The organism is Sphingomonas mollis (assembly GCF_016427505.1).
GTDB lineage: Bacteria > Pseudomonadota > Alphaproteobacteria > Sphingomonadales > Sphingomonadaceae > Sphingomonas > Sphingomonas mollis.
Genome location: NZ_JAELXS010000002.1, coordinates 481,138 through 493,736, shown reverse-complemented (window position 1 = coordinate 493,736; position 12,599 = coordinate 481,138). Strand labels below are relative to the sequence as shown.

18 protein-coding genes and 2 tRNA genes are annotated in these 12,599 nt (G+C 65.9%); 16 read left to right on the top strand and 4 right to left on the bottom strand.

Annotated features, from left to right (window positions below):
- Together JAO74_RS05820 and JAO74_RS05815 are read left to right on the top strand one after the other, a co-directional pair.
- Positions 1-77: transfer RNA gene (locus JAO74_RS05820), tRNA-Asp, on the top strand.
- A 78-nt stretch (positions 78-155) separates the two neighbouring features.
- Positions 156-232, top strand: a tRNA-Asp gene (locus tag JAO74_RS05815).
- A 37-nt stretch (positions 233-269) separates the two neighbouring features.
- Here the strand turns inward: JAO74_RS05815 and JAO74_RS05810 are convergent.
- The 4 genes from JAO74_RS05810 to JAO74_RS05795 form a co-directional block, all read right to left on the bottom strand.
- Positions 270-476 carry a DUF2842 domain-containing protein gene (locus JAO74_RS05810; protein ID WP_199036037.1) on the bottom strand — a complete coding sequence of 69 codons (207 nt, stop codon included), beginning with the start codon at positions 474-476 and terminating at the stop codon, positions 270-272.
- Positions 473-1,000 carry a 5-formyltetrahydrofolate cyclo-ligase gene (locus JAO74_RS05805; protein WP_199036036.1) on the bottom strand — a complete coding sequence of 176 codons (528 nt, stop codon included), beginning with the start codon at positions 998-1,000 and terminating at the stop codon, positions 473-475. The genes JAO74_RS05810 and JAO74_RS05805 overlap by 4 nt, the downstream gene beginning before the upstream one ends.
- 177 nt (positions 1,001-1,177) lie before the next feature.
- Entirely contained in the window at positions 1,178-1,483 is a 306-nt protein-coding gene (locus tag JAO74_RS05800) for a cell division protein ZapA (protein WP_199036034.1), read from the bottom strand.
- Entirely contained in the window at positions 1,483-1,677 is a 195-nt protein-coding gene (locus JAO74_RS05795; RefSeq protein ID WP_199036032.1) for a hypothetical protein, read from the bottom strand. Before JAO74_RS05795 ends, JAO74_RS05800 begins: the two co-directional genes overlap by 1 nt.
- A gap of 186 nt (positions 1,678-1,863) precedes the next feature.
- Here JAO74_RS05795 and gap point away from each other — a divergent pair, with 186 nt between their 5' ends.
- The 14 genes from gap (at position 1,864) to JAO74_RS05725 (ending at position 12,555) form a co-directional block, all read left to right on the top strand.
- Positions 1,864-2,874 (top strand): type I glyceraldehyde-3-phosphate dehydrogenase, encoded by a 1,011-nt coding sequence (gap, locus tag JAO74_RS05790; protein WP_199036031.1) that lies wholly within the window; start codon positions 1,864-1,866, stop codon positions 2,872-2,874.
- Between the two features lie 9 nt (positions 2,875-2,883).
- Positions 2,884-3,345 (top strand): MOSC domain-containing protein, encoded by a 462-nt coding sequence (locus JAO74_RS05785; RefSeq protein WP_199036030.1) that lies wholly within the window; start codon positions 2,884-2,886, stop codon positions 3,343-3,345.
- Positions 3,342-4,532: a phosphoglycerate kinase gene (locus tag JAO74_RS05780; RefSeq protein ID WP_199036029.1), complete on the top strand. Its 1,191-nt coding sequence runs from the start codon at positions 3,342-3,344 to the stop codon at positions 4,530-4,532. The genes JAO74_RS05785 and JAO74_RS05780 overlap by 4 nt, the downstream gene beginning before the upstream one ends.
- 631 nt (positions 4,533-5,163) lie before the next feature.
- On the top strand, positions 5,164-5,406 hold the full coding sequence (locus tag JAO74_RS05775; protein ID WP_199036028.1) for a ribbon-helix-helix protein, CopG family: 243 nt from the start codon (positions 5,164-5,166) through the stop codon (positions 5,404-5,406).
- Complete coding sequence (locus JAO74_RS05770; RefSeq protein WP_199036027.1) at positions 5,397-5,738, top strand: type II toxin-antitoxin system PemK/MazF family toxin; 342 nt, start codon at positions 5,397-5,399, stop codon at positions 5,736-5,738. Before JAO74_RS05775 ends, JAO74_RS05770 begins: the two co-directional genes overlap by 10 nt.
- Positions 5,739-5,769: 31 nt before the next feature.
- Complete coding sequence (locus JAO74_RS05765; protein ID WP_199036025.1) at positions 5,770-6,678, top strand: class I fructose-bisphosphate aldolase; 909 nt, start codon at positions 5,770-5,772, stop codon at positions 6,676-6,678.
- A gap of 54 nt (positions 6,679-6,732) precedes the next feature.
- Positions 6,733-7,416: a thiamine phosphate synthase gene (thiE, locus tag JAO74_RS05760; protein ID WP_199036023.1), complete on the top strand. Its 684-nt coding sequence runs from the start codon at positions 6,733-6,735 to the stop codon at positions 7,414-7,416.
- Positions 7,417-7,483: 67 nt separating this feature from the next.
- Positions 7,484-8,485, top strand: a complete 1,002-nt coding sequence (locus JAO74_RS05755; RefSeq protein WP_199036021.1) for a L,D-transpeptidase family protein — start codon at positions 7,484-7,486, stop codon at positions 8,483-8,485.
- A gap of 4 nt (positions 8,486-8,489) precedes the next feature.
- Positions 8,490-9,080: a M23 family metallopeptidase gene (locus JAO74_RS19035; RefSeq protein WP_199036019.1), complete on the top strand. Its 591-nt coding sequence runs from the start codon at positions 8,490-8,492 to the stop codon at positions 9,078-9,080.
- Positions 9,081-9,113: 33 nt separating this feature from the next.
- Positions 9,114-9,677, top strand: coding sequence for an elongation factor P (gene efp / locus JAO74_RS05745; RefSeq protein WP_199036016.1), 564 nt, complete (start codon positions 9,114-9,116; stop codon positions 9,675-9,677).
- Between the two features lie 140 nt (positions 9,678-9,817).
- Positions 9,818-10,630, top strand: a complete 813-nt coding sequence (locus JAO74_RS05740; protein WP_199036014.1) for an inositol monophosphatase family protein — start codon at positions 9,818-9,820, stop codon at positions 10,628-10,630.
- A 148-nt stretch (positions 10,631-10,778) separates the two neighbouring features.
- Positions 10,779-11,153, top strand: coding sequence for an NADH-quinone oxidoreductase subunit A (gene ndhC / locus JAO74_RS05735; protein ID WP_199036012.1), 375 nt, complete (start codon positions 10,779-10,781; stop codon positions 11,151-11,153).
- A gap of 5 nt (positions 11,154-11,158) precedes the next feature.
- Positions 11,159-11,713 (top strand): NuoB/complex I 20 kDa subunit family protein, encoded by a 555-nt coding sequence (locus JAO74_RS05730; RefSeq protein WP_199036010.1) that lies wholly within the window; start codon positions 11,159-11,161, stop codon positions 11,711-11,713.
- Positions 11,710-12,555, top strand: a complete 846-nt coding sequence (locus JAO74_RS05725; RefSeq protein WP_199036008.1) for an NADH-quinone oxidoreductase subunit C — start codon at positions 11,710-11,712, stop codon at positions 12,553-12,555. Before JAO74_RS05730 ends, JAO74_RS05725 begins: the two co-directional genes overlap by 4 nt.
- Positions 12,556-12,599 lie beyond the last annotated feature (44 nt).

The following is a 12,599-nucleotide window of genomic DNA, read 5'->3' as shown; positions in this document are numbered from 1 at the left end:
GCGGGTGTAGCTCAGTTGGTTAGAGCGCCGGCCTGTCACGCCGGAGGTCGCGGGTTCAAGTCCCGTCACTCGCGCCATCCCCTGACACGGGATGGAGCAAATCATGGCAAGCCGACGTCCATCACGGGCCGCGACAGCGCGGTTCCCAAGGGTCTGCGGGTGTAGCTCAGTTGGTTAGAGCGCCGGCCTGTCACGCCGGAGGTCGCGGGTTCAAGTCCCGTCACTCGCGCCATCCCTCAACGGATGGCGCTTACCCCTTCCCTGAATCATCAGCGCCAGCGCCCCGTCTCCATCCATGACAGCAACGGCCGCATCGGCGTGATCCACACGATGCCCGTCACCAGATAGAACACCGCCTGCACCGCCCAGTGCCAGCCGCCTACCATGCCCGACATGCTGGCGATCATCACCGCCCAGATCGTGATGAGCGCGAGGATGGCGAGAACGCCCGCGGGTTTGCGCCAACTGGGGGTCATGGGACGATCCATTCCTGTTCGGTGAGGATCGCGTGGAGCGGAATGTCCCACGGATCGGGTATGAGTAAGGGCAATTCCTGCACCGCATGGGCGATACCCACACGCCACGCCGCCGGATAGGCGGCAAACGCACGGTCGTAATGGCCCGCCCCCTGGCCCAGCCGGTTGCCCCGTCGGTCGAACCCGACCAGCGGCGTCAGGATGATGTCGGGCGCCAGTTCCGCCGCATCGACACCCGGCTGGCGCAACCCGAACGGCCCCTCGACCAGCGTACCGCCAGCAGCGAGGAAACGGATCGGCGTCGGCCGGTCCACCACATGCGGCAGGGCGAGGCGACAGCCGGCATCGGCGGCGGCGCGGGCGAGGGGGGTGGGATCGACCTCGCCACCCATCGCGACATACGACGCCACGATCAGGCCGGGCGATAGCCGCACGGCAAAGGCAGCCGGCACGACCATGGACACCGGCGCCGCGGCGTCGCGAATGGCCCGCAACCGGGCGCGGAGGGCGCGCTTGTCCATCATGAAGGGCGGGTGGCGGGACCGCCGTGGCCGTGTGCCGGGTTATCCACTGACGCACGGTACGTCAGGTGGGGACCATATACGTCGGACCAGGGTCCGGGCAGGGACAGCCCCCTTTGGATGATGAATAGCCTCAGGGATAATAAAGGCTCGTACCGGGCAGAACCCGCCAAGACCCATCTAGGACGTCGGAGGCGCTTGCTCAAGGGCATCCGCCAATCCTTCCAGCCGATCGGCGATCCGCTGCAACGCCGACTCGCTGACGGCGGCGCCTTCGGGCGGGCGCTTCTCCACCTCGTCCAGCGCATCGGCCAGCATCAGCGCCACGAACAGCATCGCGCGTTCGGGTTGCCCGCCCGACGCACGGTCGGCGGCGGCCCAGCGGTCGTCGAGCATCCTGCCGAGCATCTGGACGCGCGCTTCCTCACCCGCGCGGCAGGCGACGGCATGGGGACGACCGCCGATCTGGATCGTGACGTTGGGCATCAGCGCGTGCTGCCCCGCGCGATCACGTCGTCGAGCGCGGCGACCGCTTCGGCCATGCGGGCTTTCAGCGCGGCGTGGCGGCGGGCAAGGGCATCGCCGCTTTCCGAGCGCGCGGCGATCGACGCCTCGATACGCGCGATCGCCCGGTCGATGCGCTCCACCGCCGGTGCGACCTGTGGGGGTGTGTCGGTCATGCGGGCGGATTAGGCGGAAGGGACCGTCACGGCAACGCCTGTGATCGGCGATCTGCGCCGGCCCGGCTTTGGCCTGCGACGTTCCAGATATTGGACCGCCGCTGTTGACAGGAACGCCGCCGCCCCCGCAAAGGCCGCTGCGTCTCGGCCCCGGCATCCGCGGCCGCCCATGATGGAGTGCCACACATGACGGTCAAGGTAGCGATCAACGGTTTCGGGCGTATCGGCCGCCTCGTCGCGCGCGCGATCCTGGAACGCGGTGACAGCGGGCTCGACCTCGTCGCGATCAACGATCTGGCCGATGCCAAGTCGAACGCATGGCTGTTCAGCCGCGACAGCGTCCACGGTAAATATCCGGGCGAGGTATCGGCCGAGGGCAACGATCTGGTCGTCGACGGCAAGCGCATCCGCGTCACCGCCGAGCGCGATCCCGCCAACCTGCCGCACAAGGAACTGGGCGTCGATCTGGTACTGGAATGCACCGGCTTCTTCACCGACAATGTATCATGCCAGAAGCATATCGATGCGGGCGCGAAGAAGGTGCTGATCTCGGCACCCGGCAAGAATGTCGACCTGACCGTGGTGTTCGGCGTGAACCATGACAAGCTGACCGCCGATCACACGATCGTGTCGAACGCGTCGTGCACCACCAATTGCCTGGCGCCCGTCGCCAAGGTGCTGAACGATTCGATCGGGATCGAACGCGGGCTGATGACCACCGTCCATGCCTATACCAACGACCAGAAGATCCTCGACCAGATCCACCCCGACCTGCGCCGGGCGCGCGCGGCGGCGATGTCGATGATCCCGACCACCACCGGCGCGGCGCGCGCGGTGGGCGAGGTGCTGCCCGAACTGAAGGGCCGGCTGGACGGATCGGCAATCCGCGTGCCGGTGCCGGATGGCAGCCTGATCGACCTGACCTTCACGCCGAAGCGCGACACGACGCGCGACGAGGTGAACGCTATCCTGAAGGCGGCGGCCGAGAGCGGCCCGCTGGTCGGCGTGCTGGTCTATACCGACGAACCGTTGGTCTCGATCGATATCCAGCACACGCCGCAATCCTCGACCATCGACAGCCTGGAGACCGCGGTGCTCGACGGCAAGCTGGTCCGCGTCGTCAGTTGGTACGACAATGAATGGGGCTTCTCGAACCGCATGGTCGATACCGCGAAGGTCATGGCCTCGTTCCTGTAAGCGGCTGACATGGCAGGCGTGATCGCCGGCATCGCCCGTCACGGGCGCGCCAAGGGCCCGATGGAGACGATCGACCGGGCGGAGGTGTCGCTGGACGGCGGCATCGCCGGCGATCATCGCGGTGTGCGCAAGCCCGGCGGCTATGGCCGGCGTCAGGTGACGCTGATCGAACGGATCGACTGGGACGCGGCGATGGCCGAGGTGGCGCGCGACCTTCCCTGGTGGGAACGTCGCGCCAACCTGCTGGTCGAGGGGTTCGATCTGCCGCAGGTGCCGGGCACGCGGCTGCGCATCGGCGCGGACGTGATGCTGGAGGTGACGCGCGATACCGAACCGTGCCACCGGATGGAGGCATTGGCGCCCGGCCTCTTCGCGGCGCTGTCACCCGACTGGCGCGGCGGCGCCTGCTCACGCGTTCTGGCCGGCGGGACGATCGTCGTCGGCGATATCATCAGGATCGAGACATCATGAGCAAGCCATTCAAGACGCTGGACGATATGGGCGACGTGCAGGGCAAGCGCGTGCTGGTGCGCGAGGATCTTAACGTCCCGATGGCCGATGGCGCCGTCACCGACGATACCCGGTTGCGCGCGACCGTGCCGACCGTGCTGGAACTCGCCGATCGCGGCGCGATCGTGCTGGTGCTGGCGCATTTCGGACGGCCCAAGGGCGTACCGAGCGCCGACATGTCGCTCGCCCGGATCACCAAGGCGTATGAGGGCGTGCTGGGCCGCCCGGTGCGCTATATCGATTGGGAGGGCGATGCCGCCGCCGTCGCCACGCTGCAGCCGGGGGATATCGCCGTGCTGGAGAACACCCGCTTCTTCGGCGGCGAGGAAAAGAACGATCCGGCGGTGATCGACCGCTTCGCCGCGCTGGGCGATCTGTACGTCAACGACGCCTTCTCCGCCGCGCACCGCGCCCATGCCTCGACGGAAGGGCTGGCGCACAGGCTGCCGGCCTTTGCCGGGCGGGCGATGGAGGCGGAACTCGATGCGCTGGAAAAGGCGCTGGGCAAGCCCGAACACCCCGTCGCGGCGGTCGTCGGCGGTGCCAAGGTGTCCAGCAAGCTCGACGTGCTGAAGCACCTGGTGACCAGGGTCGATCACCTCATCATCGGCGGCGGCATGGCCAACACCTTCCTCGCCGCGCGCGGCGTCGATGTGGGCAAGAGTCTCTGCGAGCACGACCTCGCCAGCACCGCCGAGGAAATCCTCGACGCGGCGGATCGCGCCAACTGCACCGTGCATCTGCCGTACGATGTCGTCGTCGCGAAGGAGTTCAAACCGAACCCCGCGACCCGCACCGTCAACGTGCACGAGGTCGCGGCGGACGAGATGATCCTCGACGTCGGCCCGGCCGCGGTCGAATCGCTGGGCGATGTGCTGAAGAACTGCCGCACATTGGTGTGGAACGGCCCGCTCGGCGCGTTCGAAACGCCGCCGTTCGACATGGCGACCGTCGCCCTGGCCCGCACCGCCGCCGCGCTGACCGGCGACGGCAGCCTCGTTTCGGTGGCCGGCGGCGGCGATACCGTCGCGGCGCTCAACCAGGCGGGCGTGGCGGGTTCGTTCACCTTCGTCTCCACCGCCGGCGGCGCGTTCCTGGAATGGATGGAGGGCAAGGACCTGCCCGGCGTCGCCGCCCTGATGCGGTGATTTGCAAAACGCCGCCGGTTCGTTTGGGCCGGCGGCGTTTCTGTGTCTGCCGTGGATCGCTACTTGGCCGATGTGTGAAATGGTTCGCGCGGAGGCGCGGAGACGCGGAGAAGAAGAACGAGAATCGCAGCGCTGCGCGCGATTTTGATGTGATGGCCTCGACCAAACCGTCGTTAAAGACCGACCGATATCCGTCGTTGCGAGCGTAGCGAAGCAATCCAGCGCCGCACGCGGGACTCTGGGTTGCTTCGCTACGCTCGCAATGACGACCAAGGCTTTATATCTAAAGCTCCTTCGATAATCACCACGACCGCCGGATAGCGATCCCGCGCCCCGATCGCGACCTTAATCACTCCGCGTCTCCGCGCCTCCGCGCGAACATCCCTTCTTTCCTTCCGAATCTGCTAACCGTGTAGGGATGTCCTACACGCCCCCGCGCCCGTATTCCGGGGCCATGACCGATACCCACAAATCACCGCCCCAAAGCCTCATATCCCGCCCCTTCGCGCACGCGTGCACGATCGCGCACGCGTGGAGGGTGTGACTTTCGGGACTTTCCACGCGATCGATATTCTGGATGCGGGGTTGAACATGCGGAACGGCGAGCGTATGTTTAACATGTTAAACGGAGGTGCGATTGCTTGGCGTCAGGCTCGATAGCGAACTGGAAGCGCGGCTCGCGGCGGTGGCCCGCACGCAGGGTCGCAGCAAAAGCGATCTCGCGCGCGAAGCGGTCCGCCGGTACGTAGACCTCTACGACGAGGCCTATCGTCGCGAGGCCCGCCGCCAGTCGCTGCGCGCGTCGAAACGCGACGTGGCGGATGATTATGCCTTTTGGGAAACGATCGAGGCGAAGGATGCGGCATGGAAATAGTCCATGGCGCGATCGTCATGATCGCCGGACCCGGCATTGACCAACCGGACGCATCGCCCGGCCGTGCCGCCGTCGTGGTGCAGGCGGACCTGTTCAACGCCGCGCATAGCACGGTGACGCTGTGTCCGCTCACCAACGTCGTCGGCGGCGAGGCATTGTTCCGGGTCGCGATCTCGCCGCAGGAGCATACCGGCCTGACGGTGGAGTGCGAGGTGCAGGTCGATCGCATCACCTCGGTCCGGCGCGAGCGGATCACCGGCGTGATCGGCCACGCCTCCGCGACGCGCATGGAGCAGGTCGATCAGGCGCTCCGGCGCTGGCTGGCCCTCTGACCCCCTATTCGAATTTCGGCAGGAGACGATGATGACCCCGATCGTGAAGTCCATTCTCGACAAGTACGAAGGCACCAGCCCGGCGGTGAAGGCCAACCTTGCCCGCATCCTGATGCACGGCAAGCTGGGCGGCACGGGCAAGCTGGTGATCCTGCCGGTAGATCAGGGGTTCGAACATGGCCCGGCGCGGTCGTTCGCGATCAATCCGCCGGCCTATGACCCGCACTATCACTACCAGATGGCGATCGATGCCGGCCTCAGCGCCTATGCCGCACCGCTCGGCGCGCTGGAGGCAGGGTCGGAGACCTTCGCCGGCCAGATTCCCACGATCCTGAAACTGAACAGCTCGAACAGCTGGGCGACCTCGATCACCCAGGCCCAGACCGGCAGCGTCGAGGATGCGTTGCGGCTGGGTTGTGCCGCCATCGGCTTCACCATCTATCCGGGGTCGGACGGCATCTTCCAGTCGATCGAACAGATCCGCGCCCTGCGCGAGGAAGCGGCGGCGGCGGGGCTGGCGACGGTGATCTGGAGCTATCCGCGCGGCGGCGACCTGTCGAAGGATGGCGAGCTGGCGCTGGATGTCGGCGCCTATGCCGCCCACATGGCCGCGCTGCTGGGCGCGCACATCATCAAGGTGAAGCTGCCGAGCGACCATATCGAACAGAAGGAAGCGCAGAAGAGCTATGAGGGGACCGACTGGTCGAATCAGGCGGACCGCGTGAAACATGTCGTGCAGTCCAGCTTCGCCGGCCGGCGGATCGTGGTGTTCTCCGGCGGCGCGGCCAAGGGCACGGATGCGGTGTATCAGGATGCCCGCGACATCCTCGCCGGCGGCGGCAACGGATCGATCATCGGTCGCAACACCTTCCAGCGCAGCCGCGAGGATGCCCTGGCGATGCTCGCCAAGCTGGTCGCGATCTATAAGGGCGAGGAGTGACGGGGCGGGGAGTGACGGCTTCCGCCACGGCAAGGGTGTGGCTACAGGGGGCGCATGACTGACGACCCTCTCGGCCCGCTCGATCCCGATTTCGCGGCCTCCTTCCGCCGCCACGACCGGCGACCGCCCTGCCAGCTCTATCTGGTGTCGCCGCTCGATGTCGGCGGCGCCTTTCCCGATCGGCTGGCGCGGGCGCTCGACGCCGGGCCGGTGGCGGCGTTCCAGTTCCGGGTGAAAGACATCGACCAGCATGAGGCGGCACGGCTCGCCGAACCGCTGCTGCGCATCTGCAACGATCGCGACGTGGCGTTCATCGTCAACGACTCGATCGGGCTGGCCAAGCGGCTGGGCGCGGACGGCGTGCATCTGGGGCAGGACGACGGCGACCCGCGCGAGGCGCGCGACGCGCTCGGGCCGACGGCGCAGATCGGCGTGACTTGTCACGACAGCCGTCATCTGGCGATGGAGGCGGGTGAGGCGGGCGCCGATTACGTGGCGTTCGGTAGTTTCTATCCGACGACGACCAAGGAGGTGAAGCACCATCCCGACCCGGTGATCCTCAGCTGGTGGGCGACGGTGTTCGAGATTCCGGGTGTGGCGATCGGCGGCATCACGCCGCAGAATGCGCTGCCACTGGTGCAGGCAGGGGCCGACTTCATCGCGGCATCCGGCTCGGTGTGGGGCGGTGACGAGGCGGCGGCGGTGCGGGCTTTTGCGACGATGCTGAAACGCGATTGAGGGGCGGAGCCAAAGCGAGGGCGCGTACGTTTGATCCGATAGCGTAACAGTTCTGATCGGAGTGCCCATGCGTCTTCTTTCCCTGATCCTCGCCGCCAGCGTCGTGGTGCCGGTCGCCGCATCGGCCCAGACCCCGGCGAGCCGGACGGCGCGGCTCGACCGCGACCTGTTGAAGATGCAGGTGGTGCTCGACCGGCTCGGCTTTTCGCCGGGGGTGCTGGACGGCCGGCCCGGCATGTCGCTGACCGCCGCGATCAAGGGGTTTCAGGAAAGCCGCGGCCTGCCGCTGACCGGCAAGCCGGACGCGGTGACGATGCAGGCGCTGCGCCCCTATTGGGGTACGGAAGCGACGAAGACCCTGACGCTCAACGCCCGCGTGCTAGCCGGCCCGTATCTGAACCCGATCCCTAAGGGCGAGGACGAACAGGCGAAGCTACCGGGCCTCTATTATCGCAGCCCGATGGAAAAGCTGGCGGAGATGTTCCACACCACGCCCGCCGTCTTGATGGAACTGAACAGCCCGCAGACGATGCTGCGGCCGGGCAGTGAAGTCGTGTTCCCCAACGTCCTGCCCTCCAGCCGGGCCTATGACCCCGAACGCACCGACGAATGGCGGGCGACGCTGAGCAGCCTGAACGTCGACGCGGTACAGCCCGAGGCGGCGAAGGTCGTGGTCGACAAATCCGACAAGGTGCTGCGCGTCTATGACAAGGCGGACAAGCTGGTCGCGCAGTTCCAGGTGACGACCGGATCGAAGCACGATCCGCTGCCGATCGGCAACTGGACGATCAAGGGCGCCGACTATAACCCGAAGTTTCACTTCAACCCGGATCTGTTCTGGGATGCCAGCAAAGACGATACCAAGGCGATGCTGCCGCCGGGACCGAATGGCCCGGTCGGCGTGGTGTGGCTCGATCTGTCGAAGGATCATTACGGCATCCACGGCACGCCGGAGCCGGCGCTGATCGGCCGGACGGAGAGCCATGGCTGCGTGCGGCTGGCGAACTGGAACGCGGCCCGGCTGTCGGTGATGGTGAAGCCCGGTACGCCGGTGGTCTTCCAGGAATAAGGCGATGACGAAGCTGGGCTGGACCATCCTGACCGTCATTCTGGTTGCGGTGAGCCTGTTCCTGTCCGTGCTGTCGTTCTCGTCCGCGCCCGAAGGAGGTTTTCGCGATCGGGTGAGACAGGCTTTGCCCTCGTTCGGTCGCGCCTCGCCGGGCGTGCTGGTGATGCCGGTGGCCGGGGTGGCCCGCGATGCGGTGACCGACAGTTGGGGCGATGCACGCGGTGGCGGAACGCGGGGGCATCGTGGAACCGACATCATGGCGCCCCGTGGTACGCCGGTGGTGGCGGCGGCGGACGGAAGGGTCGAAAAGCTGTTCCAGAGCGATCTGGGCGGTACCACGATCTATATCCGATCCGCCGACGGTCACTGGATCCATTACTATGCGCATCTGGCCGGCTATGCTCCCGGTCTGCACGAGGGACAGGTGGTGAAAGCGGGCGAACAGATCGCCTATGTCGGTGACACCGGCGATGCGGGGCCGGGCAATTATCACCTTCATTTTGGCGTCCAGCGGATGCACGGCGGCGAGGGATGGTGGCAGGGGGAGGACGTGAATCCATACCCCCTGCTTGCCGGAACGGCCGCGCGCCGCTAAGTCGCCCGCTCGCTCTTTCCAGCAGGTACAGTCATGAAGATCAGCGGCGTGGACATCCGTCCCGGCAACATCATCGAGTATGAAGGCGGCATCTGGCGCGCGGTGAAGATCCAGCACACGCAGCCGGGCAAGGGTGGCGCGTACATGCAGGTCGAGATGAAGAACCTGATCGACGGCCGCAAGAACAACGTCCGCTTCCGTTCCGCCGAGACGGTGGAACGCGTGCGCCTCAACACCAAGGATTTCCAGTTCCTGTTCAAGGACGGCGAAGCGCTGACCTTCATGGACAAGGACAATTACGAGCAGATCACGCTGGATGCGGGCATCCTGGGCGACGCCGCGGCGTTCCTGCAGGATGGCATGGACGTGGTGCTGGAACTGTACGACGAACGGCCGATCTCGGTCGAACTGCCCTCTACCATCGAGGCGACCATCGTCGAGGCCGACGCCGTGGTGAAGGGGCAGACCGCCTCGTCGAGCTACAAGCCCGCGATCCTCGACAACGGCGTCCGCATCATGGTGCCGCCGCATATCGGTGCGGGCACACGGATCGTCGTCGATGTGTATGAGCAGACTTATGTCCGGCGTGCGGATTGAGACGGATAGCGTAGCTATCCGCACTATCCGCCGCCCGGCCAGCGAGCGCAGCTCGACTGACGACGCGGGCTTTGCCCGCGGCGCCTGACGGCACTCCCCACCCCCATCCCCTCCCGCAAGCGGGAGGGGGGAGAATTCGAATGCCATCCCATTCCGGCCTCTTCACCATCATCGAGCGCGCCGCCCGCAAGGCGGCGCCGCGCCTGCGCCGTGACTTCAACGAGGTCCAGCAGTTGCAGGTCAGCCGCAAGGGACCGGCCGATTTCGTCAGCCAGGCCGACCAGCGCGCCGAGCAGACGATCTATGAGGAACTGTCGCGGGCGCGGCCCGACTGGGGTTTTCTGATGGAGGAGCGCGATGAGGTGGCGGGCGATCCCGACAAGCCGCGCTTCATCGTCGATCCGCTGGATGGCACGTCGAACTTCCTCCATGGCATCCCGCATTTCTGCATCTCGATCGCGGTCGAGGAGCCGATGCCGAACGGCAAGCGCGAGATCACGACCGCGCTCGTCTATCAGCCGCTGACCGATGAGAGCTTCTGGGCCGAGAAGGGCCGGGGTGCCTGGAACACCGATCAGCGGTTGCGGGTGTCGTCGCGGCGCGATCTGTCGGAAGCGCTGATCGCCACCGGCATCCCTTTCATGGGTCATGGCGACTTCGCGCAGTGGAGCCGCATCTTCGGCGCGGTAGCACCGCAGGTAGCGGGCATCCGCCGGCTGGGGGCGGCGGCACTCGATCTGGCGTGGGTGGCGGCGGGCCGATTCGACGGCTTCTGGGAATCGGACCTGCAGCCATGGGATGTGGCGGCCGGAATGCTGTTGGTGAAGGAAGCCGGCGGTTTCGTCAGCGATTATCGTGGCGGCGACCGGCCGCTGGAGCGCAACGAGTTCCTCGCCGCGAACGACGCCCTGCATTCGAAACTCCACAAGCTGGTCGCCGGCTCGCTGCGTTAGAGCGATGGGAGGGCAGCTTTGCTGTCCTGATCACAACTCAGGATAACATCGCCCTAATTGCGAGTTATTCTCACGCTTTCGATGCCTTGCCCGGTCATCCCGACCGGCCTAAAGCCGTCTGCATCCGTTCGCACTTGCGAGAAACCCATTGGTCGACCTGTCGCAATATCTGCCGATCCTACTGTTCCTGGGCGTCGCGATCCTGCTTTCAAGCGCGTTCGTGTTCCTGCCGATGGCCGTCGGGCGGCTCACGGGCTCTCACAAGCCCAACGAGCAGAAGCTCGCTGAATATGAATGCGGGTTCCCGGCGTTCGAGGACCCGCGCAGCCAGTATGACGTGCGCTTCTATCTGGTCGCGATCCTGTTCATCATCTTCGATCTGGAAGCGGCCTTCATCTATCCTTGGGCCGTTAGCGTGTTCAGCATCGGCTGGACGGCATGGATTTCGATGATGATCTTTATCGGCGAGCTGGCCCTCGGCCTCGTCTATGCGTGGAAGAAGGGAGCGTTGGATTGGGAGTAATCGATATGCACTCCGGTCCGGTCGAATTGCCGGTCGCGGCGGGCGCCAGCAGTCTGGTCGCTCCCGATCGGGGATTCTTCGATAGCCTGAACGGCGAGCTGACGGACAAGGGTTTCCTGGTCACGTCGACCGAGGAACTGTTTCAGTGGGCTCGTACGGGCAGCCTGTGGTGGATGACGTTCGGCCTCGCGTGCTGCGCGGTCGAGATGATCCACGTCAACATGCCGCGATACGATCTGGAACGCTTCGGTGCGGCGCCGCGTGCATCGCCGCGTCAGTCCGACGTGATGATCGTCGCCGGTACGCTTTGCAACAAGATGGCCCCGGCACTCCGCCGCGTCTACGACCAGATGTCGGAGCCGAAATACGTGATCTCGATGGGTAGCTGCGCCAATGGCGGTGGCTATTACCACTACAGTTATTCGGTGGTGCGCGGGTGTGATCGCATCGTGCCGGTTGACATCTATGTGCCCGGCTGCCCGCCGACCGCCGAGGCGTTGCTGTACGGCATCATGCAGTTGCAGCGGAAGATCCGCCGCAGTGGGAGCATCGAACGGTGAGGGCGCCTGCTCCGGCCTATGCTGCCGATCTGAACGATGCGACGATCGACATGGCGCGTGATGTGATCGGCGCGTCGCTGGTCGATGCGCGGGCGCGGGTCGGCGAGGTGCAACTGTACGTCCACCGCGATGGACTGGTCGAGGCGATGCGCGCGTTGCGCGATACGCCGGGGCTGGAATACCAGCAGTTGATGGAGATCGCCGGCGTCGATTATCCGCAGCGGCCCGAGCGGTTCGATGTCGTCTACAATCTGTTGTCGTTGACCCGAAACCACCGGTTGCAGGTGCATGTCGCGACCGATGAGGAACACGCGATCCCCTCCGTCACCGGTCTGTGGCCGGTCGCCGGGTGGTTGGAGCGCGAGGTTTATGATCTCTACGGTGTGCTGTTCTCCGGCAACCAGGACCTTCGTCGTATCCTGACCGATTACGGCTTCCGCGGCCATCCGCTGCGCAAGGACTTCCCGATGACGGGCTATACCGAACTGCGCTATTCCGAGGAGGAAAAGCGCGTGGTGTATCAGCCGGTGTCGCTGGCACAGGATTTCCGGACGTTCGACTTTCTCAGCCCATGGGAGGGCGCCGGTTACACGTTGCCGGGGGATGAGAAGGCCGTGCTGCCACAGGCCAAGGGGGCGCAGACGCCGTTGTCGGCCGACACGATCGTCAAGGCGGACGCGGTGCAGAGCCAGTCGCAGACGCCCAAGGCATCGAGCGAACCCTATGCCAAGACCACGGCGGAAAGCACCGCCGATACAGGTAATGGTGCGGCCAATCCCGATGCGAAGCCCGAGCCGGCCAATCCCGATGTCGTTCCCTCGAAGGGAGGGCAGAATCAGTGAGTGACGCTCCCGCCATGGCGCCCGTGACGACGACCATAGATCCG

What these genes read in the sequence shown, in the direction of transcription:
- JAO74_RS05810 (WP_199036037.1), bottom strand. Translation starts at nt 476, where the DNA reads ATGACCCCCAGTTGGCGCAAACCCGCGGGCGTTCTCGCCATCCTCGCG.
- JAO74_RS05805 (WP_199036036.1), bottom strand. Translation starts at nt 1,000, where the DNA reads ATGATGGACAAGCGCGCCCTCCGCGCCCGGTTGCGGGCCATTCGCGAC.
- JAO74_RS05800 (WP_199036034.1), bottom strand. Translation starts at nt 1,483, where the DNA reads ATGCCCAACGTCACGATCCAGATCGGCGGTCGTCCCCATGCCGTCGCC.
- JAO74_RS05795 (WP_199036032.1), bottom strand. Translation starts at nt 1,677, where the DNA reads ATGACCGACACACCCCCACAGGTCGCACCGGCGGTGGAGCGCATCGAC.
- gap (WP_199036031.1), top strand. Translation starts at nt 1,864, where the DNA reads ATGACGGTCAAGGTAGCGATCAACGGTTTCGGGCGTATCGGCCGCCTC.
- JAO74_RS05785 (WP_199036030.1), top strand. Translation starts at nt 2,884, where the DNA reads ATGGCAGGCGTGATCGCCGGCATCGCCCGTCACGGGCGCGCCAAGGGC.
- JAO74_RS05780 (WP_199036029.1), top strand. Translation starts at nt 3,342, where the DNA reads ATGAGCAAGCCATTCAAGACGCTGGACGATATGGGCGACGTGCAGGGC.
- JAO74_RS05770 (WP_199036027.1), top strand. Translation starts at nt 5,397, where the DNA reads ATGGAAATAGTCCATGGCGCGATCGTCATGATCGCCGGACCCGGCATT.
- JAO74_RS05765 (WP_199036025.1), top strand. Translation starts at nt 5,770, where the DNA reads ATGACCCCGATCGTGAAGTCCATTCTCGACAAGTACGAAGGCACCAGC.
- thiE (WP_199036023.1), top strand. Translation starts at nt 6,733, where the DNA reads ATGACTGACGACCCTCTCGGCCCGCTCGATCCCGATTTCGCGGCCTCC.
- JAO74_RS05755 (WP_199036021.1), top strand. Translation starts at nt 7,484, where the DNA reads ATGCGTCTTCTTTCCCTGATCCTCGCCGCCAGCGTCGTGGTGCCGGTC.
- JAO74_RS19035 (WP_199036019.1), top strand. Translation starts at nt 8,490, where the DNA reads ATGACGAAGCTGGGCTGGACCATCCTGACCGTCATTCTGGTTGCGGTG.
- efp (WP_199036016.1), top strand. Translation starts at nt 9,114, where the DNA reads ATGAAGATCAGCGGCGTGGACATCCGTCCCGGCAACATCATCGAGTAT.
- JAO74_RS05740 (WP_199036014.1), top strand. Translation starts at nt 9,818, where the DNA reads ATGCCATCCCATTCCGGCCTCTTCACCATCATCGAGCGCGCCGCCCGC.
- JAO74_RS05730 (WP_199036010.1), top strand. Translation starts at nt 11,159, where the DNA reads ATGCACTCCGGTCCGGTCGAATTGCCGGTCGCGGCGGGCGCCAGCAGT.